The organism is Gammaproteobacteria bacterium (assembly GCA_035501935.1).
Taxonomy (GTDB): domain Bacteria; phylum Pseudomonadota; class Gammaproteobacteria; order JAJPIJ01; family JAJPIJ01; genus JAJPIJ01.
Genome location: DATJVC010000013.1, coordinates 1 through 22,474, shown reverse-complemented (window position 1 = coordinate 22,474; position 22,474 = coordinate 1). Strand labels below are relative to the sequence as shown.

The window sequence follows — 22,474 nt, the reverse complement described above, 5'->3', positions numbered from 1 at the left end:
CTAGCCGATTTAAAGGACGATTTGGGGACCGACTTCCGCGAGATCCGCCACTCTATCCATACTTAAACCACAGGAAGGTAGGGATGAGGCAAAGTATAAAACAGTGGACGACCGGTGTTTTCCCGCTCTTCTCCGCGCGCAAGCTTCTTCCGCCGCCTTTGCCAGTCTTCCTGGTACATCGCAAAAAACTCGTATTTGTGCCCATTCTGCTCGCAACTGTTTACGGGTTTGTAACCCAGACGCCGGATCACGGCATTAGCGGCGTGATTATCATCGCGAGAGCGCGAACCACATAGCGGCACATTCATATGATCGAACATATAGTGCCCGACGGCGTCATGCGTATTAAGCGCATGAAAGGCGTTACGATCGGCCGGGTCCGGCAGGGCATAGCCAAATTCCCAATAATTGTTGCCCCGGATTGGTGGGAACATGACCAGGAAACCGAGACGCTTATGGGTCGCCACCGCCTTGATGATGGCCAACACCAGCGTGCCTTCAGAGTAGCGCAATATCATATTTGGCGTTCCCTGCGTCTGGAAACCGAACATTTCGGATATTTCCTGGCTGTTGAAGTGGTTAAATACCCAGCCTAGGTCTTCCTTCGCCGGCGGCACCAGGTAAACCGTCCGGCGCTGGATGCCGTAGACCCAGCGTGACCAGTAGATGCCGCGGCTTCCCGCCCATAAGGGGAAGACCAGATCGATCACTGGTTTGCGCAAGCACTGGTAGCCCCAGATGCGCAACAGCCAATGGACTTTATTTTTCATGCGAATCCAGCCATGGATTTTGTAAGCTCTGCCTGGAGCAAATCCGTAGCCTGTTTTCCAGACTCACTCCATCAAAGATTCTTTAAAAACACAACGGGGGCATGCTCATCACATGCCCCCGTTGGTTACAAGCGCTTAACTTCAATTAGCCGCTGACGTTGATGCTGCCGATGGAGGTGTTGTCAGAAGCGCCACCACCCTTGCCGCCTGAAGCGGAACCGCCGCCGGCGCCCGAAGAGCCCTTGCCAGCGCTGCTTCCGCCGCCCTTGCCGCCGCCACCCGTGGCGTTGGCGTCACCGCCTGACTTAGTAGAGTGGCTTCCCGCACTGGCGTCTCCCATGCCCGTGTTCGAGCCACCGGAACCGCCACCGCCACCACCTTTGCCGAATAAACCCATGTTGAATCTCCTCTCTTAATGGTTAATTAACTGCCCTTCAACGAACAGTCGACTGCTTAATTAGCCGCTGACGTTGATGCTGCCGATGGAGGTGTTGTCAGAAGCGCCACCGCCCTTGCCGCCTGAAGCGGAACCGCCGCTGGCGCCCGAAGAGCCCTTGCCAGCGCTGCTTCCACCGCCCTTGCCGCCGCCACCCGTGGCGTTGGCGTCACCGCCGGACTTCTGAGAGCCACTGCCAGCACCAGCATCTCCCATGCCTGTGTTATGACCACCGGATCCGCTACTACCACCACCTTTGCCGAATAAACCCATGTTGAATCTCCTCTCTTAATGGTTAATAACTGCCCTTCAACGAACAGTCGACTGCTTAATTAGCCGCTGACGTTGATGCTGCCGATGGAGGTGTTGTCAGAAGCGCCACCGCCCTTGCCGCCCGAAGCGGAACCGCCGCTGGCGCCCGAAGAGCCCTTGCCAGCGCTGCTTCCACCGCCCTTGCCGCCGCCACCCGTGGCGTTGGCGTCACCGCCGGACTTAGTGGAGCCGCTACCAGCACTGGCGCCCCCCATACCTTGGTTATGACCACCGGATCCGCCGCCATCACCACCTTTGCCGAATAACCCCATGATGAATCTCCTCATCTTAACGAGAATGGTTGATAAGTCTGTGTAGTACGGCCATTTCGCAATGGCTACGCATGTGAGTGCAGTTGGCGTGCCATTACCTTGTTTAACAGGCGTACAAAACTAAATTAATTTTAACTTATTGTTTTAAAACACTAATTAAAAATTTATTCATTGTCTAAACTCATGCTGCAGTACAAAAAATAAATTACTAATGTATATTTTAATTTGACACTGTATACAAATATTATATCAATTAAGTTATCGGTTCATACGGAGGTGGCAAGACAAAAAAGGCTGGGTGCCCAGCTTGCTGTCGTGCCTCACCACGTTCCAGCTTCTCCCGGCGCTTCATCCATCCCTCCCGATTCAAACGGTAGAGGGTGTAACGATGTCCCAATTCCTCAATACGCTCGCCCGGCGGGTATCCCAGACGTCGCACTACCGCATCGGCGGTACGATTATCCTCCCGGGTGCGCCAGCCCAGCAGTGACACTTCCAGATGTTCGAACATGTAATGTGCAAGCGCATCCGTGGAATTCAACGCATTGAAGGCATTCCGGTTCGCGGGGTCGGGAATGGCATAGCCGAATTCCCAGAACCTGAGTTCCGCAGGAGGATACATGATCAAAAACCCAATGCGTTCCCGCGTAGCCACCAACTTGATGGTCGCGACAATCAGGGCACCCGCACTATAACGGTAAATCATGATCGGGCCGCCCAAGTGAAGGTAACCAAACATTTCTGAAATTTCCGGATTGTGGAACTGATCGAACATCCATTCCAGATCTTCCACCGAGGGCGGCACGAGATAAACAGTGCGGCGTTGTATCCCCAATACCCAGCGTGACAGCATGGCACAACGTTCTCCCAGCATCCAATGAAACGCCAGCTTCGTCACCGGCCGCCGCATGCCGGGCAGACGTGACAGTTGAATGAGCGGCGGCAGCTCGAGTATGCGGGCCAATTCCGAGGTTTTGCTTTTCATTTTGCAGTCGCAGGCCCTGCTTGCGGCCGCCTGCTAACGATGAAGAATGGGGTCGTATGGCGGCGGCAGGGTGAAAAAAAGCGGTGATTTATTCGGCGTCTCCTGTTCCCCGCGTTCCAGCTTCTCGCGCCGCCTTTTCCATCCCTCCTTGCTCAATCGGTAAATGGTGTAATGATGCCCGCCCTCCTCGATGATCTCGCCTGGCGTGTATCCCAGCCGGCGCACGACGGCACCGGCGGCCTGGTTATCATCACGCGTGCGCCAGCCGCAGAGGGTTGCGCCCAGATGCTCAAACATGTAATGCCCGACCGCATCCGTGGCGTTCAAAGCGTGGAAGGCATTGCGGTGCGTGGGATCCGTAATGGCATAGCCGAACTCCCAGAAATCGAATTTCGCCGGCGGATACATGATCAGAAAGCCGATGCGTTCACGGGTGGCCACCAACTTTATGGTGGCCACGACCAGCGTGCCCGCATTGTAGCGGCGGATCATGGTTGGCGTGCCCAAATTGCGATAACCAAACATCTCGGAGATTTCCGGATTGCCGAATTGTTCGGACATCCATTCGAGATCCATCGATGACGGGGGCACAAGATATACGGTGCGGCGCTGTATCCCCAGTACCCAGCGCGAATAGCATGCGCCGCGTTCCCTAAGCGCCTTGCGATGATCCAGATGCATCACGACCACCAAGATGCAAATTTCCCTGTCCGTGGCGTTATTGCCATCAATTCTCCGCATCCTGATATTTGCTCTGCTCCATCTCGAACTGAAGCTGCAACATGCGGCGCAAAAACAAGACCGGCCGTTCGACTCGTGTCGGTAAAAGATGCTGTGCGGTCCCATCAGCCGCAGTGAATCCCAACAACCGGCGCGATAGGGCTTCCAAGAGATGGGCCTGTACAGACGGCGGCAACGACTCCAAGGGCGGATCATAATCCACACAGAAGATTATCACCTTCCCGTCGGCGGTCACGTCAAAGTTCACTTCAAACAACAAGGCTCCCTCAACATCGGCCAGTCGCTTAAATTCGCTCACCTCCTCCTTGCCCAGCATGAACGGCGACCACATCTCCAGCGATTCCAGCCTGACCAGTTCGCCATGATCGGTGGGGACGCCAAGTTCCTCCACGTCCCGCATTGCTGCCGGCTCCACGTTCATGCACAAAAGGTTTTCGCCGCCAAAAATCCAGGCCCGCAACTGTCGATGCCCGGCGCAGGCGGTGAGTACCACGGGCGGCTTGTCGGGGGTGATTAAAAACAGGCGCTGCTTTTCTGTAAACCGCTGCCAGGCGGCACGTCCCGTGGCCGGCCGCCAGCGCACGCGGGGATGCCGCGCTGTGAACGCCAGCACCGACATCATGTCATTGCTACACAGCAATTCCGGGATTTGAAACCCACGGCGTCGTAGATAGAGCAAATGTTCAGCGACCATGAATTGCCGGCGGAGCAGCCGGCGCGGATTGATCAACCTTGCGCCCCGCCGCTCCAGTTCCGAGAGCAGGCTTTCCCATGCGCTGTAGCGCTGCTGCTCGACCAAATGGTCGTAACGCCAGAGGGTCCAGTCCACCGCGCGCAACGGCGACGGCAACACGGGGTCCATATAGGGCAATCCGCGAACCCACAGCCAATCGAATCCGTTCAAGTCCCTGCCACAACACTTGAGGGTTTCATCGCTTAGCACCAGAACCGGGTCATTCCGCCAGGAGAGATCGAAAATCTGGCAGGATGCCGTCGCCGCGGCGTTCATCCGCGCCGCCAGCTGCGACGCAAATTCATCTTCGGGATGGCAGAAAAGTCCCAGGGTCATGGGGTCGTCACCAGCGGCAACCGTGCCCTCCCTTTAGGCAACGGTGGAACGAAGGGCGGGGGCTCCCGTACTCACGATTAACGGTGTGCTATTTCTGATCGCCGGTGGTGGTCTTGCGGGAAGTGGTATGTCCGAATATTTGCGGGAAATACTTGAACACCCCGTAGCCGGCAAGCGACTCCAGGCGCTGTATGTCCACGCTGCTCGGCGCGGTGGCCTCGCCATAGGCCGCGGCAATGATGCCCTGCGCCGCAAGCAGGTTTGACTCGGCAATCTTGTTATTGATGAGGGCATTAATGTGATTCAGTCTGGCCGCCAGCAATTCCTGCGACTTGGTCACCAACTCCAGTTCGCGCACGTCGCCGCCGATCTCACGACGCTTGACCAACTTGTCATAGGCCGTCTGGGCAAAATTCACATTTTTTTCGGTAATATCAACCTGCGCCCGGGCGGCAAAGACAGCGGCAAGGGCGTCATTCACCTGCTGTCCGACGGTGTTCTCCACGTTGCGTACGGTCAGCGCCTCCGCCTCGTCGCTCTTTTCCGCCTGCACGAATTGCGCCTTGAAGGCGCGGTTCCCCCATGGATAGTGATAATTCAAATTGTAATTTTTGGACAAGGTGTCTGGATCGCCCACGGCGCCTATGCTCTTCCAATAGGTCCGGTAGCCGATCTGTGAGTTATCCTGCGCCGCAGTTACATTGGCGGTGAGCTTCAGATCTGGGCGCAACTGGTGGCGCTGGAATTCCAGCGCGATTTCGCTTTGTTCCTTCGACACTCTTTCGGCGGCCAGATCCGGACGGTGCGCCAGCCCCTGCTGCACCGCCTGCCCGGCATCCACAACCAGCAGCTTGTCCAGCAACGGCAGATAGTCACGCGGCAGGATCAGGTAGGGATCGGTGGACTCGCCGGAAGTCTCTAGCAAAGGGGCCAGATTATTCGAGGCCGTGATTACGGCCACCTTGGCGGCCTCCTCCTCGGTCTTCAGATTCGCCAGTTCGGCATCGACCTGGGCCTTGCCATAGGCCGTCGTGAGTCCCTGCGAATACAGATGCGCTGTGTGCTCGGCGATTTTTTCCATGTGCTGGCGGTTGTCTATGACTACGGCGAGATTTTCAATACTGCGCACCAGCTGCCAGTAGCTGTTATCCACTTCGAGTAGTGTGGAGTTGATGATGGATCGTAAATCCCAGACGGCGCGCTCGGCGCTCTTTTCCGCCTGCCGCAAACTCACGTCGTTGGGCGCCTGTGGGCCGAAATCCTTGCCGCCCGGCACCGGCAGCGTCATGTTGAACACCATGGTGGTGGCGTATGGCCGGTTGAAAGACAGGCGTTGTGCCTGGTTGTAATACACCTTGTGATCGGTGGTGAAGAGGCCGACACTGAAGCTCGGGCCCCACGGCAGTTGCTGATCGACCTCCACGCTGTATTTCATGGTGCGTGTCGGACCCGTCTTCGAACTCGTACTGGCATCGACTTCCTTCATACAGAAGCCGCTGGCAAGCACCGGATCCTGATTGCAGAGATGTCCGGGGGGCAAGGAACTGGAACTTACCTGGATAAATTGCAGCAGGTTCACCCGCGGGGTCCCTGGATGCAATATATCAGGAGGGATGGTAATCGACCCATTCACCCCCGTAAGGGGGGATGGGCCTCCAAAACCCAGGGGATCCCCGTTGCAGCCGAAAAAGCAGGGCGAGAATGTCTGTATGCTCACGGTGCCAAAATGACTGCGTTCATAGGTGGTGCTCTGATCAAAGCCGACATTGAATAAAAACGTTGGATTGAAGATCGCGTCGGCCTCCTTGATGGCCTGTTCAACCAGTTCGGCACTTTCATGTCCAACCGTGATGCTCAGATTCTTCTGCAACGCCTCCAAGGCGGCGGCGCGCAGAGGCAGCAATCGAACCTTTCTGGGTTCCACATACAGCTGGGCACCCTGTCCCTGCGTTAATTCCCTGGCAACGGACTTCAGTACCTCGTCGGAAACCAGCGGCCTGTCCACGCCCAGAAGGTCAACGAGTCGCGCCTGTTCCTGTGCCGTGCCGGCTGCCTCATCCGCGGCAACGGCCAGTCCGGCGTTTAAGCCGCACAGGCCGCCCGCCATAAGCAGGGCGAACAACCGCGGAGTTGAACGCTCACCGATCATGGAACACCTTGCCGGCAAAAAGCGGGATGATGTTTTCCATCGCCAGTGCCTTGACCCGGCCCTCCTCGGCGGCGGTCTGGGCCGTGCGTTCGGCATACTTGGCCACGAGTTCGCCACGGGCCGCCAGCACGCTGGCCTCGGCCTCCTTGGCGCTGATGACCGCACTAATCCAATTATTGGTGGCCTGCAACAGATTCTGGCTTTGCAGGATGATTTCGTATTCAGTCACGGTGCGCGCGCGTTGTTGATCGACGGATTTCTGATAAGCGGTCTGCGCCAGCTGCCAGTTGCGGCGCGCAATATCCGTGCGGGCCCGCGCGCTGATCAGCCCCACCGTGGCATCGCTCAGATTGTGCACCTGCGTGTTTTCAGCGCTGCGGAGTATCAGCTTTTCCCTCTCAAGCAGGGCCTTGTTACCGGCATACTGGGACTCCAGCGCCTGGTTGCCCCACTGCCGCACCAGACGCAGTGTATAGGTCTGGGTGATGATGTCCGGCGAGAAGAACTTGTTCATGGCCGTGGGCCATTCGGAATAGCCGAAGACGCTGTTCGACTGCAGCCATTGGGGATTGGCATTCAGGGTCAGGTTGGGCTGGCGGTTGATGTCGCTTTGCTTCACATCGACGTCGCGCAACTGGACGTTGTAATCCTCCGCCTGCAGCACCGGATTCATCGCGACGTCCTCCCGCCTGAGCTGAGCCGGGTCCACCTCGAGCGGCGTAACCAGGCTGACGCTGTACTGGATGGGAAGGTAGACCACGTCCGCACCGCTGTCCAGCAATGGTTGCAGTGCGTTGGAGGCGCTGATGTAGGCGTTCTTCGTTTGCTCAACCTGATTTTTCACCCGCTCCAGCTCGGCCTGCACCTGGGAAAGATTGTAATCGGTAATCTCGCGCAGCTGATACATCTCCTCGGTCTTCTTCAGCAACTGTTCCACGCTGCGCTGGTTTTCCAACGCGGCGTAAAAGTTGTTGGTGGCCCCGACTAGGTTCCAAAATGTGATGTCTACAACCAGCAAGGTGCTATTGATAACGTCCTTGACGTTCCATACCGCCTGTTCATTGCCCAGCAGCGACTTGTGCACATCGACATCGGCCTGGGCCGCGTCGGGGCCGAAGCCAGCGCTGCCGGGCAGTGGCATGGTCAACGACAGTGACGTGTTAACCGTCCAGGGCCGGTGATAACTGCCCGCCGACACCTGCGGGCTGTCCGGGTTATTGATGAAATCCGCCGTCTTGTAAACCGTTTCGTAGTTGAAGCTCAGGCTCGGCCCCCAGGGCAGCAGCTGGGTCACGGTAAAATCCGCGTTATATTGTTCGTTATCACCGGTGACGCCGTCCGGATGGGCGACCTGACTTTGCACCTTGTAAATCGCCGGGCGCGGCTGGGTATAGCCGAGGAACTGGACCGGCGAACCGCTGCTGAAGAACAGGAAATCATTGGAACGCGCGTACACGCCGGTTCCCGGACCTCCAGGATCCAGGTTCGGATCGTTGTTAATCACCGCACACTCTGGCGGATCGGTCGCCACCACGCCGGTGCAATGCACCGTCGCCTTGTGGAATCGCGCCACGGTTTCGTTACGCAGGAAATCCCGGCTGTCACTGTAGTTGAACGACAGGTTCAGGACGGGATCGAACAGGGCCCGGGCCTCGTCCAGCGCCGCGGCGGCAATCTCCTTGTTCAGATGCGATACCTGGATGGACAGGTTCTTGTTCAACGCCGCCAGCGCCACCGCGTGCGGATCGATCTCCACCAGTTTCTTGCCGGCCAGCGTCTGCCACACGCCTTCCGTGCTCTTGGCGTTGAAAGCGGCGCGAATCACGTCGTTGATGGCCTTCTCCCGCTCCGCCACGCCATCGGCAGTTTGCAGATTTGCGACCTTCACCGAGGCCGTATTGACCTCCTTGTCCGCAGCCGCATCGGACGGCGCCGCCGGCGTTTCCTGCGCCTGTATTCCGCCGGTGAGCGCGGCAAACAGCACCGCCACCATGGTCTTGCGCCGGGTCTGCCGACGGATGGCGGTATGCTCATTCATGTTGGCCGCTGGGTTCATTCGTACAACCCTTCGCTGGCTTGCAACTGCACATAGGCCTGATGATAGCCCACCGTGGCATCGATGTAGTTGGAGCGGGCGCTCAGCATATCGTTCAAAGTCTGCAACAGCTCAAACTGGCTGGCCAACCCCAGGTTTTTGAGCCGTTCCACCTTGGCATAGGCCAGTTCTGCAAGCTCCATCCTTTGCTGCGCCAACTGCTTCTGGGCGCGGGCGCTTAAAAAACCGGCGAGGGCGTTGTCAACCTGCTGGGTGACGCCCAGTTCGGTCTGGGCATGATTGTCCATGGCAATGGTCATGGCGTTGCGTGCCTGTCCCAGCCTTGATTTCTCGGCCTGCAAACCAAATGGCAGGCGATAGCTGATGCCCACAAAAAAATCGCTGCTGTCGGGCTCAAAAAGGTTCAGCAACGACCCGGTCACGTGCTGATAGCCGAATGCCGTGTTGTTCTGGGCGAGCACAGCGGAGGCGGAAAGGGAGAGATCCGGACGCACCTGATTTTCGGCAAAGTTGAGATTGTTCTGCGCCTTGTCCACCTCGCCCTGGGCGGACTTCAACTCGCGGCGGTTGTCGAGGGCTGTGCGGCGGACGCCAGCGGCGTCGACCGTATATTCCATGGCAAAAGCCTGCGCGTAACCGCTGGGAACTATGATGGTATCCGGGGGATAATCCAGCAAATCAGCGACTGCGTTGGAGGCCAGCACGTAATTGTTCCAGGCGATCTGCTCGCTGTCGCGCAGGTTCTGCAGCTGGGCCTCGGCTTGTGCCATGTCGTAGGCGGTGACCAGTTGCTGATCGAACTGCCGGCGGGTGCTGGCTACAATCTGTTCCAGGATTTGATCCTGGGCGGCCAGTACCTGAACCTGCTTCAGCGCGCCGATGAGCTGCCAGTATCTCTGCATGAGCCCGATCAAATTGCCGTTTTGATCCCGAAGACCGAATGGATTGCCCAGAACCTGGTTGAACGTCGCCGCCATATTCCAATCGGCCTCCTGCAGACCGATGGCGCTGTTTTTGATGCCGATTGAACTGGTATTGCCGTATTCGCCAAAATTCTTGGTGTAGGGCAGGGGCGTTTCAAACGACAGATCGAGAAAGGAAGTCCACGGCAGACGGCTGCCGACGTTGATCGGGGCCACGACACCCAGTGCGGGATCGCTGGGCACCGGCCCCTCGAGAAATCCAGGAAAGGAAAAGAAATCCTTCTTTTCCCTGGTGACGTCGAGTTCCACGCGGATGTTGCCGCTGGTGAGGGGGTCCGGGTTGCCGCCCCAGGAGAAATTTTTGACCAGGATAAATTGGGAACCCCAGAGAAACTGGTCGTGCATGTGGAAACTGGCAAACTCCAGTTGTTTGTTCGCAAGGACATTGGATTGGCATTCGGGGTTTGCCAGCTCACCATCCACCACGGCGCAGACGAAATTGGAACTCGTGTTCGGAACGCCGTGTGACAGCTGGAAAAAATCCAGTTGCAACTGGGTGAAGTCAACCTGGCTGAACTTATCCCGCAGCCGGTAGACATCGCTGGTGCGGTGATAGGAATCAAAGCGTGAGTGATTCAGCGCTACTGAGAAAAACGGATCGAATGCTGCAGCGCTCCCGGTCAGAGCTGCGTCGGCCACATCACGCTCGCGCTGCCTGATGGCGACGGCGAGATTGCGGTTGCGCCCGAGATCGGCGATCTCACTCTGGCGCAGTTCCGAGATTTTCTTGTGACTGAAAAATCCCTCCGCGCCCGGACGCACTGCGGCGACCACCTGCTCAATTAGATCGCGCCCCGCCTCTTCACTGGTCACGGATTCAAAGCGTTGGGCGAGCGACGCAACGGACTCCTCCTCCGCTGCCGGCAGATCGGTGTTTATGGGGGTGGGTTCCTGCGCAATGAGTAGGCGGGGAAGAATCGCCCAGAGCAGAAGGGACAAACCGATGCGTCCGGCGGGCGGGCGTAAATACGTGCGCATCCCCAGTTATCCTCGCCGCATACTGCTGCCCATTCCATCCCCCCTGTCGGCTGGAATCTTAAACCAAACCCTGCGACGCAAGGCTAATTTGTTATTTCTATTCGGAAATCATACCTCATGCCGCAGACTAAAAACAACCTCTTTGCAGCACCGTCAGGTTAGTTAGTGCCGGTCATGGCCCCCCACTTGTCGACCACCACCGCATCCTTGTCGTCCACATCGCCCACGATACTGTTAAAAAGCAGGTAATTGAGCGATAGCGCCAGATTGTTCTTCTTGCGCAGTTCGGAGAACTGATCGCGCATTTTCTTGATCTGTTCCATTTCCGCCTTGGACGGGGCGACCTTGGCGTCCTTGGCAGGATTCGGATAACGCCGGGCGAATGTCTTGATCTGGATGACAGGTCCCGCCAATTCGAGCAGATTGGCGACATCCGTATAAATTTTCCTGCTGTCCTCATCCTTGGTGGCCGTGCTGCCCGTACTCAGCTTGCCAAATTCCGATTGCACCTGGGCCAGCAGGGGAATGGCCTGATCAGGTTTGCCCTGCTGGATGAGATTCAGCAAGTTGCGCTCGAATTGCAGGAACAGTACCTCAGCCTCTACCGCCTTCAGCTCCTCCGAATCAGGATATTGCGATGTGGCCTCGCTCAATTCCGCCATCATGTTGCCGAGCTGTGTAGTCTGCTGTTGATGCTCGGCAGCGGTATAGCGGCCGGCGCTATCCTCGCTGTCGCGCATAAAGGCCTTGACCTCGGCCCGGGAATTTTTCAACACGCCCTCCACGCCGGAACTGCCGCGGCCCAAAAACCAGTATCCGCCGATGATGACAATCAGCAATACCGCCGCCGCAACCCATTTAATAATGCCGACTTTTTTCTGCTCCACGGCGGGCGTCATCGCCGCCTTTCGCCCCGCACCCCCACGGACTGGCGCGGCGGCCGCCCGTTTTTCGGCCTCCTGTTGTTTGTTCTTTGCATCCAGCAGCATGGCCGCCGCCATCAGGTTGGAGCCGACGAACATGGTGCGCTCGGAAACCGTTTTGTCCGGATCAAAATCCTCATCATGCTTCTTGCCATCCTTGGTGACGGTGCCCTTGATGTCCGGACGCACCATCACGAATTGAAACGGAATCTTGCCGATTTTGATGGTATCGCCGGCCTTCAGAGGTGCGTCCTCGACCTTGGCATCATTCACGTGCACACCGTTGGTGCTGCCCATGTCCTGCACCCGCCAGCTGCCGCTGCTGAAATAGAAACGCGCGTGCTTTTTGGAGATGCCGGTGGCGTTCAACGGCACGGTGTTTTCCTCGCCGCGGCCGACGGTTTGTTCCTTGCCGCTCAGGTCGATCTCCAGACCCAGTCCTGCGGGATCCGGCAGCCGGCTGGGTTCCAAACAGATGAGCTTGCATGGCAACGGACCGGCGGCGGCGCTGACGGGCCGGGCCGGGACTTCCACAGTACCGGTAAACATCACCGTTTTATCATCACTGCTCATGCTATGGCCTCAGGATTCTTTAAGACGTTCAATTGACTCGTTGCAATACCGGCGCTTCTTGTGGGGAACCCAGATCCAACGGCGGCAAATCAAACTGGGTCTGTGCCATGGTGTAATACAAGCCTTTGTACCCCATGGATTTGAGATATTCCTTGTCCAAAAGTTGCTTGTGCGTCCCTTTCTCCTGTACCTGGCCATCCTTGATGAAGCAGATCATGTCGGAATCCATCACCGTCGTCAGGCGGTGTGCAATCGAAAACGAAGTACGCCCCGCCAGTATACCCTGCATGTTTTCCATGATGCGCGCCTCGGATTCGTTGTCGAGAGCGCTGGTGGCCTCGTCAAAAATGAGGATCTTGGGCTGACGGTACAGCGCGCGGGCGATGCAAATGCGCTGACGCTGGCCACCGGACACCCCGATGCCCTTCTCGCCCACGAGTGTGTTGTATCCCAGAGGGTAGCGGATGATGAATTCATCGGCGCCCGCCAGCCGGGCGGCCTCCTTGACCGCCTGCATATCCGGTTCCGGATCGCCCAAAGCAATGTTCTGCGCCACCGTACCGCCGAACAGAAAGCTGTCCTGCAGCACCACGCCGATGTTGGAGCGCAGCGAGGACAGTTCGAGGGTGCGGATGTCCCGGCCGTCGATCTTGCAGAAGCCGCTCTGCGGGATGTTGAAACCCAGGATCATCTTGGCAATGGTGCTCTTACCGCAGCCTGACGGCCCGACGAAGGCCACGCGCATGCCTGGTTCTATCTCAAGATTGAAATTACGCATGATGGCGTTTTCCTTGCCATTGGCGACATAGCTGAAATTGACGTCCTCGAAGGTAACCTCGCCACGGGTGTGCGTCAGTGTGGCAGGCATGCTGTCCGGCTGCAGCATGTTCTGTTCCGGCTTGACGGAAAGCACGTCGCCAACGCGATCGATGGCGATGCGCACCTCCTGGAATTGATTGACCAAATCAAGCATGCTCATGATGGGACCCATCACCGAACCCATCAGCATCTGGAACCCCATCAGTTCGCCGATGGTCATCTGCCCTGCCATGACCGAACTGGCGCCAAAAAACAAGATGGCGATGGTGGTGCCCGACTGCACCGTTTCATACAGCCCCCTGGAAACCAGTTCCAGCCGCTGGCTCTGGAACTGCAGGTTGATGGTCTCGGTCATCTGATTTTCCCAGCGGGAACGGGCGAAGTACTCGTTCGAAGTCGCCTTGACGGCCTCGATGCCGTTCAACGACTCGATGAGATAGCTTTGCGACTGGGAGTTGGTGACGAAGGTTTTCTGCGCCAGTGCCTTGATGCGCGGCACGAAAAACCACAGCAGCAGGAAGTACAGGGGGATGGAACACATGGCGATGGTGGTCAGCGTGCCATTGTAGGAAATCATCATGAACAGATAGATCACCACCATAATCATGCTCATGATGGTGGAGATGGTCGAGCCGGCAATGATGTGGCGGATCTTCTGATTCTCGCCGAACCGAGCCAGGATCTCGCCCTTGTTGCGGCTCAGGAAAAAATTCATCGGCAGGCTCAGCACGTGCCGGTAGAATTCGGCCACGAGCTTGAGATCGATCCGGGCCGTGGTATAGGCCAGCAACAGTGCCTGTGCTGATTTGGACAACACGGTAAAAAAGGTCACCAGCGCCATGCCCACCAGCATGATCTTGAGCAGATCTGCATCCTTGTGCACCACCACGGTATCAACGATGCTTTGCACGAAAAGCGGCGTGGCCAGGCCCAGAAAATTGATGGTCAGCGCCGCAAGCAGCCCCTCGGCGAAATATTTCCAGTGCGGGATGATATAGTCGAGAAAATGCTGTATGGGTTTCTTCGGCGGCTCCAGCCGGGTGAATTCCACCGTGGGATCCAGACCGATGACCACGCCGCGGGTGGGGTCCTCGCGCTCAACGCCGGCCACCTGCGCCCGAGTCCAGCTGGTGATGAATTGCTGTTTTGGCACCCTGCCCTGACCGTACAAGGAATCAGAGAAGGACACTTCCTTGTCGGTAATCTTGTAGATCACCGAATAACGGTATCCCTCCCAGCCGACAATCACAGGCAGCTTCATGCGCTCCAGTTGTTCAAAGGTGACGGCGTAGGCGCGTGCCGAAATTCCGAGGATCTCGGAGGCGGTGATGATGGCATTCGGTGTCGGATTGGCGATGGACAGATTGGCGATCTCGCGCACCTGACCCAGCGTGAACGACTTGCCGTAATGCTGCACGACCATGGTCAGACAGGCGGCGGCATTGTCCTGCTCGCTGAATTGGCGCACGTTCGGAAAACTGTCCAGTCCCTTGGCATGCTTGGCGAGGAATTCCTCCTCGGTCACCGAATCGGCGAGCTTGATGCGCTGATCCGCACCTTCCGCGCGGTTCTTGATGTCCTTCTCCTCTTTCTCGCGGATGCGCATGGAGTTGAAACGCACGCGCAGTTTCTCGTGCAGCGCCGGGTTGATGGCCAGAATCTTCTGCACCTCGGCCTCATTAATCACCAGCACGGTGGTGTCAGCAGCGCACAGCGCCGAGTGCGGCTGGATGCCGTTGGTGCCCAGATCAGGCAGGGCGCCCCCCTCGCCGATAAGCTCGCGCGCGCCGACACGATCCAGAATCACCTTCTCGCCGGAAAGGAGCGTGCGCTCAAGGTCCACGGAACCGGTCTCGATGTAATACAACCGGCGATCTTCCATGTCCTGCTTGAACAGATACTTGCTTTTTTTGCCTTTCTTGATGCCGATGCGGCTCAAGATGGCGGTGAATTGCTCCGGGGTGTATTTGGCCGCCCCCAGCATGCCGCGCAGACGCTGCCCAAGCTCCACCAGGCCCACCTGTGTTTTGAAGGTGGCCGACATGGTCGGGCGATTGGCCAGCAACGGCCTCACCTTGTCGGCGGGCAGCAGCAGCAGGCTGCAATCCTCGGAGGCGGCGATCTGGTAATCCCACGGCTTGGCCTGGATCAGGGAAAATTCGCCAAAGGTGCTGTCAGTCCCGAACTCGCCCAGGCTGGTGCGTCTGCCGGCCTTGGTCTCTTTCAACCGGAGCTTGCCGGAGTACACCACATACATCCCGGCCATGTTCTGGCCCTGCTCTGCGATCACCTCCCCGGCGCGGTAATTCTTCACCTCGAACAACGGCACCAGCAACTGTTTGTCGTCATTGCTCAAACCACTGAACATCAGGTGGCTGTTCAATACGAACCGGACTGCTTCTTCTCTGCTCATGACCTGCTCCCGATGCGCCTCGTGCCTTGGAAAATTTCCGCCGCTTCGAACTAACCCTTTGCCACGGGCGGCGACGACGCCGCTTTCTCCTCTTCCTGATCGGACTTGAAGTATTTCGACAGTGGGCGGAAAACCAGTTCGATCAGGCGCTTCTCGCCGACCTTGATCTCGGCCGATCCCTCCAGGCCGATCTCCAGTTTCTTGGGACGCTCGCCATTCTTGCTGATCTCCTCCGACATCAACGCCACCCGGACGGGGTATTTATTGCCCAACTGTTCGGAGGGCTTGGTGGCGATTTCGGTGATGCGCCCCTCCGGGATGCCGTAATCCTGATAGGGGTAGGCGGAATACTTGAACATCACGCGCTGGCCTTTCTTCAGATGGCCGATATCCTTGTTCTCCACCAGCACAACGGCCTCCAGAGGCGCCGATTCCTTGACCATGGTCACCAGCGGCTGCCCCCCGCCAATGACCTGCCCCTTGGTCACCAGGACGTCGGTGATGAGGCCGTTGAAGGTGCTGGTATAGTCGGTCTTGTTTTCACCAAACTTGACACCTTCGATCAGTTCCTTGCCTGCTTCCAGTTTGGTGCCGACCGCGGCGATGCGCTCCTGGAGAACCTTGACGTCGCGCTCCTTGCGCTGCATGGTGATGTCAAGTTCGCCCTGCAATTCCTCCTTGGATTTCAATTCCCCGGATTTGGTGAGTTCATCCTGGGCGGTGGCCAGTTCGACCTTGATGGAGGCGATTTGCGAACGGCTGTCATCTATGGCCTTCTGCTGGGCGGATACCTGCGCCTGGGCGGCCTCGTACTCGGTTACCGTGATGTCGTGACTGTCATACAGCGACTTTTTTCGCTCAAACTGCTTGTTCAGGGTGCCCATGAGCTCTTCATTGTGCGCCAGCGTGCGCTCGGCGGTGGCCAGCTGTTCTTGAATCTGTTTAATGCGGCCCTCCGCTGAACTCTTGCGCACCGAAGCATTGGTATCGTAGTCCTGGATTTGCAATTTTAGCTTGTTGATGGCGTTGTCATACTCGTCCTGGGTCTTGGCCAGCTCCTTTTCCAGGTCGCCGCGCCTCTGCTCCATGGCCTCTTTTTCACTCTGGCCCGCCAGCCGGGTCTGTTCCTGGATCGACACCAGCAGATCACCGAAGTGTACGAAACTGTTGGCGGTGGCGGGCAGGTCGATGATGATGCCGCCGCCGACGGATTGAATCGTCGTCGATTCGCGTTGCAGGCGCAGCGGCGCCGTCACCAGTTCATCCTTGCGCCCCCAGAAGGAGTAGCCGATCGCTGAAAAGGTGATGATGCCGATAAGCCAAATCGGACCGCGGAGAATGAACGAGGGCGGCGTGTACAACAGCCGGGCAGCGGCGATGGTGTGTCGTACGGGCTGGGATAGTAATTGTTCCACCCGCACCTTGGTATTGGCACCTACAGCCATACGAAATCTCCCCTCCACTTAAATTAAGCCTGCCTCAGCGGGAAGCCTGTCATCCGTCAGGCCGGGGCGATACGTACCTCGCGCTCCAGCCATTCCGCGAACAAACGTTCGCTGATTTGTTCTTTCAGTTTTTCGGTGTAATCCGCCTCTTGCACGTCGTCAACGCGGTAGAGGACCGAGTATCCATCCTGGGACAACGGACCCACCAGTGCGGCTGGTGCCGCGGCGAACAGGACTTTTTCCACATCGGCGGGCAGCATACCCCAGCGGATGCGGCCGAGGTAGCCCCCCGCCACCCTTGTATTCTGCTCCAAGGAGTGCTCTCTCGCCAGCGTGGAAAAATCCCGCTGTCCGGCCTGCAACAATGCCGCCATCTCCCGCAATGAGGCATGATCCCGCGTGACAATGCGAGATACCGATAGTGTCTTCAATTCCTGTCGGTGCGCCTCGTACTGCTCGCGTATGCGGGCTTCGGGAAACAGCGCCTTTTTCAGACGCAGATGCAGCAATTCGATCTCGATTTGCTTCTGCCAGTGGTCGAAAGTGATCCCCAGCCACTTGCAATAGTCGTTCATCGCCGTGGCCTCGACCAGCCCCAGGCTTTCCCGCCGGGCCTTGCTGTAGGCGTGCAGTTCCTCCTCGGTGACCGACAACTTCAATTCACGAGCCTTCAGGGTGATGACTTCGATCGAGATGATTTGATAAATGGCGTTGCGGAAGACACCGGTGGCCTTGAGGTAGAGCAGGACGTCATCCACCGTGATCGGTTTGCCCCTGACCGTGGTCAACGCATGCACCTGCGGAAGGGCGTCGGGGCGCGGCGGCGCTGCTGCTTTTCGGGTTCTGGACTTGGAGCCGCGCTCCAACCTCAGGAAATCAAGCAGCGTCATGTCATGAACGCCGCCCTGCTGATTCAACGTCTGCCCCCCCCCCGTGACCATCCCCATCCCCCTGTGAATGCTTTATTCCTTGCGCTGATTCGCCACTCGCCGGCCCCGGGCGCGAAAATCCGCGGGTTTCAGGTCGTGTTTCTTCAACAGTTGATACAGCCGGGCTCGGGAAATATCCAATTCGGTGCATACCGCCTGCACCCGTCCGCCCAGGCGTGTGAGCACTGCCGTCAACGTCTGTCGTTCGGCCCGATCCTTGGCGTGCACCAGCGGCGAATCATCTTCCCCATGCCCGCCCCGGGTTGTTAATGCCTCCTGGTAGCGTTCCGGCAAATCCTCCACCCCGAGCGGCGCATTCGTCGACACATTCGCCAGGAACTGCGCCAAGTTTTTCAGTTCGCGAATATTGCCGGGGAAATCGTAACGTTCATAAAGAAATGACTGCAATCCGCGATCCAGCACCGGTTCGCGAATGCCGCGGCTGGCGGCCTCGGCCTGAAAAAAATATTCAAACAAAATGCGGATCTCGTCGCGCCGCTCCCGCAATGGCGGGATAAACAGGGGGCAGAGGTTGATGCGGTAATATAAATCCTCGCGGAACGTGCCCTCTTCCACCATCTTCGCCAAATCGCGATTGGTGGCGGCAATCACGCGCACGTTGGTCTTGACCGCCGCATCCGAACCGACGCGTTGCAATTCCCCCTCCTGCAGCACGCGCAACAGCTTGACCTGCGCCGGCATCTCCAGTTCGCCAATCTCGTCGAGGAAAATCGTACCGCCATTTGCCTCTTCGAATTTGCCTTTGCGATCGTGGGTGGCGCCGGTGAACGCCCCCTTGACATGGCCGAACAATTCCGACTCGATGAGCCCGCTCGGAAACGCGCCGCAGTTCACCGCGACAAAATGCGTGCGCCCGCTGTTGTTGTGTATGAGCCTGGCGAACAATTCCTTGCCCGCCCCTGTTTCTCCTTCCATCAACACCGTGAGATCAGTGGGGGCGATTCTGGAAATGATGCGCAGCAATTTCTGGATGCGCGGGCTCTGCCCGATGATGCCCTCCATCTTGAGTTCCGCCGTGGCAGCACGGCGACGCGGAGAGGGCTCAACCCCCGGGGGGGCGTCCGGATTGACCTGTATGCCCCTGCGACTTTGCAACAGGGCTCCACGCAAAATATCCAAATCGTTGAAGAGGTCATTGCGATCCAAATCGGTCAGGCCAGGCAGACGTAACAATTTGATTTTCAAAGATTCTATTCGTGCGATATGCTCCATCAGCACGTCGCCCGCCTCCACGCCCGGCAGAGTGACCGGCCTCAGCAGGGGGCGGGGTTCGGGCGGCTTGACCCGGTAGTCGTCATTCAGCTCAATCATGGCGTTTTGATACCACGGCCTGCGCGGCGATGAGTCGAGAATACACGAACTCCGCCGCTGGTGGATATGAGTATCCCACGACATGGGGATGCAGCCGCTGAATACCCATGTTCTGGGTTCTTAAACCCAAGAGGGGGAAAATCAACTCGGTTTAGAAGTACTTCGCTGCCTGCAGCCAGAAACGAACATCGTCGCGCTGGCCGTCGTTATCGTTACCCTTCGCATCGCGGCCCGGGTTGGTGCCGAGCCGCGTGGCGAGGCTCGAGCGCACGACGAAGTTGTCTGGCAACTGCCAGTTCAGTCCGACGCCCACGCCCGTCAGGGAATAGCGGTTGGACGGACCATTTGTGCCCGCCAGTGTGGCGGACTCGTTTTTGCGCAACTCTATCTCACCGTGGTCAAGGAAGGCCGCCAGCTGCGCGTCGTGCGGCAGGTCCCAGCGCAATTCAATATTCGCCAGCAAACCCTCGTCGCCGGGGGCCTCGCCCTGCGGATAGGCGCGCACGCCGTTGGGGCCACCCAGAGTAAACTGCTCTGAGGAATCCAGATTTTTGGTGGCGAATTGGCCGGTCAGCGAAAAAAACGCGCTCAATGGCCCCCGAATGGCTTGTACCCGCGAGAATTGGAAATTGAATCTGCCATAAACGCCCTCGGCGCGCGGTCCGGCGGCGTCCGCGGCGCGGTTGGGCGAGTCGCTGAGATCAAGATCGCCGGCCGCCGCCGCTACACTGAAACCATTGATACCACCGCCGCCAAAAGCATCGTGCCAGTCACCCAAAAGAGTGGCCACGCCCACCGTGATGTGGTAATCGCTCGTTGTTCCAGGCAGTGTGGTGTTAAAAAAATGTTTTCGGTCGAGCGACAAACCATCGTAGAGATTGAAATTCAGCGTGCGTACGATGGGATATCGCGCGAAGGCGCTGACATCCTGCGCGACGCCCCTTGCTTCCAGCGGTTTGAATTCGCAGCACAAGTGATATCGCAGAATGGAATATCCTATGCCCGCCAGCAACCCCGATGCGCCAATCGGTATTTGGTAACTGGCGTGTCCATAATCGGTATCGGAGGCATGTAACACGCGTACGCTGGCAAGGTCGCCCCGGTGCAGCGGACTGTTCAGATTCATCGTCCCGCTCAGTCGTTTCTCGCCGGTGAACCTGTTGCCGTAATTGTCAAAATCAACATCGCCCGAGATAAACGGTCCCTGCATCGCATCGACGGCGATGTCGGACGTGCCGGTGGCTTCGCCAGGTTTCAAAACGGCGTGCGCTGCCGATATGCCAGCCAGATCGTCAATCAGAAGCAATGAACGCTCCACGGGTTTCCCGTTGATTACCGCGCCCTCGGGCACAGCCGCCCGCACAACTTTGAGCAGCCGTTCATCAGGCACCCGCTGCCCGCCTTGTGAATGCATTGACAGGGAACCTACGCGCCCTTCGAGCACGGCGATTTCAACAGTTTCATCCTTGATGTCCTGGGCGGGGATATATGCCCGCGCTACCAAATAACCATGCTTGTGATAGTACTCGGTGATACGGGCGGCAGCCTGCTGCAAGTCATTGAGCGACAGTTCCCGCCCTTCGAATTCGGCGAGGAGCGGCAACAACTCGCTGATTGGGAAGGCGGTGTTGCCGCTTAGGCGAAAATGCGACACCTTGAAGCGGATTTCCGCAGGCGCAGTTAGTGCGGGTCGCGTTGGCTCCTGCACATTGATGGTGGGGGCGCCTTGGGGGGCGCGCTCAATGTCTGGCCGGCTGGTTTCCTGAAGTATGCGACCGGCATCCCGCGGGGTCTGCGCGAAGGCCGGCCCGGTAATAAACGCCACGATTAGCGCCGCGCGCCACTTCGGTGTGCGCTTGATTGATGGCTGCATGGCCTCATTATATTATTTATTAACTTGATTCGCTAATATTATGATTTTATTAATTTTAACATGATCCGCAGTGCACCTGTCTAAACCAACCGTTCCGGCTTGCCCGTCGCATAGCCCTGATAACCATGGACGCCGAGTGTTCGCAGGATCGAAAGCACACTCGTGTCCTCAATCGCCTGTGCGATCACCTGAATCTCCAGCGGCTGTGCAATCTTTACCACCGAGGCAATGAAAAACTGATTTTCCCGGTGCTGCTGCAGATGCTCGAAGAAGCCGCGGCTCGGTTTGATGTAATTGGGGAACAGTGCCTGCAGGTAACGGAACGCTTCGCGATGCAGGCCAAAATTGTCCACGGCAAACTGGGCGCCGGCGCCGCGAATCGTTTGCGCGAACCTTTTTGCCGTCTCGATATCCTGCACAACGCCGATTTCCGTGGTTTCAAACACCAACCGGCGGGCGACGACGTGATGGGACCGCAAGAGCTCGGAGAGCCACTTTACAAACGCGACATTCCGGATGGATCGTGCAGAGATGTTGAGTGCGTACTGCGCCGCCGGCGCCGGCTTGTCCACCAGGTAACGCACCAGCTTTTCGATGACCTTCCTGTCGAGCAATTCCACAAGATTGTGACGCACGGCCATGGGCAGGAAATCGCCGGCCGCGATCGGCTCGCCGCGTTCGTCGATCAGACGGCCCACGATCTCATGCTGCAATGGCGCACCGCCGCCGATCGGCAATACCGGTTGGGTGTATAGCGCAAGACGATTATCTTCCAGCGCGCGCGAAATCGCAGTCTTCCAATACTGTGAGCCTTTTTCATCGCGTACGTCGTCCCCGATGCGCACCATCGCCCAGGTATTCAGGCCCTGATTCTGCGCCTTGATCAACCCCATGTCGGCGCCGGAAAACAATGCCGACTGGGTTGGTTTGATGTTTCCAAAATGACATCCGCCGCAGGCAAAGCCCACCTCCGGTGAATAACCTTGTTCCGACAATGTCAGTTCGAAATGGGCGCACACGGCCGCTGCCAGGCGTTGCGCCTCCTCGAAATCGACGTTTTCAACCGCCAGCGCAAAGGTGGCTCCTCCCAACCGCGCGCGGATTGCCTGGCGCCCGTTCCACACTTCGGCAAGGGCGCGAGCGGCATGAACAATCAGTTCATCGCCGCGGCGAAACCCATGTTTCTGGTTGAAGGCCTTGAAGTTGTTCAGTTCCACCAAAAACAGCGCGCCCGAGTAGATTTCGCTCTTGGCCTGCAGCCATTCATTGAACCTCTGCTCGAAACTGAGGCGGTTGTCCAACCCGGAGAGCGGATCGTGGAAAGCTTCACGGCGAAACGCCTCCGCCCGGGACACTTCGGTAGCAATGACATCCCGGATCTTGCCGGACATGCTGTTGATGGTCCCAACCAGCTCT

17 protein-coding genes are annotated in these 22,474 nt (G+C 57.9%); all 17 read right to left on the bottom strand.

The genetic code is table 11. From position 1 onward, the window contains the following. Positions 1–62: 62 nt before the first annotated feature. Entirely contained in the window at positions 63–770 is a 708-nt protein-coding gene (locus VMH34_02950; protein HTT07730.1) for a GNAT family N-acetyltransferase, read from the bottom strand. 145 nt (positions 771–915) lie between these two features. Then, complete coding sequence (locus VMH34_02945; protein ID HTT07729.1) at positions 916–1,167, bottom strand: hypothetical protein; 252 nt, start codon at positions 1,165–1,167, stop codon at positions 916–918. A gap of 60 nt (positions 1,168–1,227) precedes the next feature. After that, a complete protein-coding gene (locus VMH34_02940) occupies positions 1,228–1,479 on the bottom strand; it encodes a hypothetical protein (protein ID HTT07728.1) in 252 nt (83 codons plus the stop codon). Between the two features lie 59 nt (positions 1,480–1,538). Next, on the bottom strand, positions 1,539–1,790 hold the full coding sequence (locus VMH34_02935) for a hypothetical protein (protein ID HTT07727.1): 252 nt from the start codon (positions 1,788–1,790) through the stop codon (positions 1,539–1,541). A 253-nt stretch (positions 1,791–2,043) separates the two neighbouring features. Continuing rightward, positions 2,044–2,688 (bottom strand): GNAT family N-acetyltransferase, encoded by a 645-nt coding sequence (locus VMH34_02930; GenBank protein HTT07726.1) that lies wholly within the window; start codon positions 2,686–2,688, stop codon positions 2,044–2,046. A gap of 120 nt (positions 2,689–2,808) precedes the next feature. Beyond that, positions 2,809–3,516 carry a GNAT family protein gene (locus VMH34_02925; GenBank protein HTT07725.1) on the bottom strand — a complete coding sequence of 236 codons (708 nt, stop codon included), beginning with the start codon at positions 3,514–3,516 and terminating at the stop codon, positions 2,809–2,811. Continuing rightward, on the bottom strand, positions 3,503–4,585 hold the full coding sequence (locus VMH34_02920) for a hypothetical protein (protein HTT07724.1): 1,083 nt from the start codon (positions 4,583–4,585) through the stop codon (positions 3,503–3,505). The genes VMH34_02925 and VMH34_02920 overlap by 14 nt, the downstream gene beginning before the upstream one ends. 88 nt (positions 4,586–4,673) lie before the next feature. Then, the gene (locus VMH34_02915; protein HTT07723.1) at positions 4,674–6,734 is read right to left on the bottom strand and encodes a TolC family protein; all 2,061 of its coding nucleotides are present in this window, start codon (positions 6,732–6,734) and stop codon (positions 4,674–4,676) included. Continuing rightward, entirely contained in the window at positions 6,724–8,790 is a 2,067-nt protein-coding gene (locus VMH34_02910) for a TolC family protein (GenBank protein HTT07722.1), read from the bottom strand. The genes VMH34_02915 and VMH34_02910 overlap by 11 nt, the downstream gene beginning before the upstream one ends. Continuing rightward, positions 8,787–10,751 carry a TolC family protein gene (locus VMH34_02905; GenBank protein ID HTT07721.1) on the bottom strand — a complete coding sequence of 655 codons (1,965 nt, stop codon included), beginning with the start codon at positions 10,749–10,751 and terminating at the stop codon, positions 8,787–8,789. Before VMH34_02905 ends, VMH34_02910 begins: the two co-directional genes overlap by 4 nt. 158 nt (positions 10,752–10,909) lie before the next feature. Then, on the bottom strand, positions 10,910–12,247 hold the full coding sequence (locus VMH34_02900; protein HTT07720.1) for an FHA domain-containing protein: 1,338 nt from the start codon (positions 12,245–12,247) through the stop codon (positions 10,910–10,912). Positions 12,248–12,275: 28 nt separating this feature from the next. Continuing rightward, the gene (locus VMH34_02895; GenBank protein ID HTT07719.1) at positions 12,276–15,479 is read right to left on the bottom strand and encodes an ABC transporter transmembrane domain-containing protein; all 3,204 of its coding nucleotides are present in this window, start codon (positions 15,477–15,479) and stop codon (positions 12,276–12,278) included. Positions 15,480–15,529: 50 nt separating this feature from the next. Beyond that, positions 15,530–16,924: an HlyD family efflux transporter periplasmic adaptor subunit gene (locus VMH34_02890; GenBank protein HTT07718.1), complete on the bottom strand. Its 1,395-nt coding sequence runs from the start codon at positions 16,922–16,924 to the stop codon at positions 15,530–15,532. A 56-nt stretch (positions 16,925–16,980) separates the two neighbouring features. Continuing rightward, on the bottom strand, positions 16,981–17,865 hold the full coding sequence (locus tag VMH34_02885; protein ID HTT07717.1) for a peptidylprolyl isomerase: 885 nt from the start codon (positions 17,863–17,865) through the stop codon (positions 16,981–16,983). Between the two features lie 21 nt (positions 17,866–17,886). After that, the gene (locus tag VMH34_02880) at positions 17,887–19,185 is read right to left on the bottom strand and encodes a sigma-54 dependent transcriptional regulator (GenBank protein HTT07716.1); all 1,299 of its coding nucleotides are present in this window, start codon (positions 19,183–19,185) and stop codon (positions 17,887–17,889) included. Positions 19,186–19,336: 151 nt separating this feature from the next. Beyond that, positions 19,337–21,058 (bottom strand): ShlB/FhaC/HecB family hemolysin secretion/activation protein, encoded by a 1,722-nt coding sequence (locus VMH34_02875; protein ID HTT07715.1) that lies wholly within the window; start codon positions 21,056–21,058, stop codon positions 19,337–19,339. A gap of 80 nt (positions 21,059–21,138) precedes the next feature. Beyond that, on the bottom strand, positions 21,139–22,474 hold a 1,336-nt coding region (locus tag VMH34_02870), incomplete at its 5' end, for an EAL domain-containing protein (protein HTT07714.1).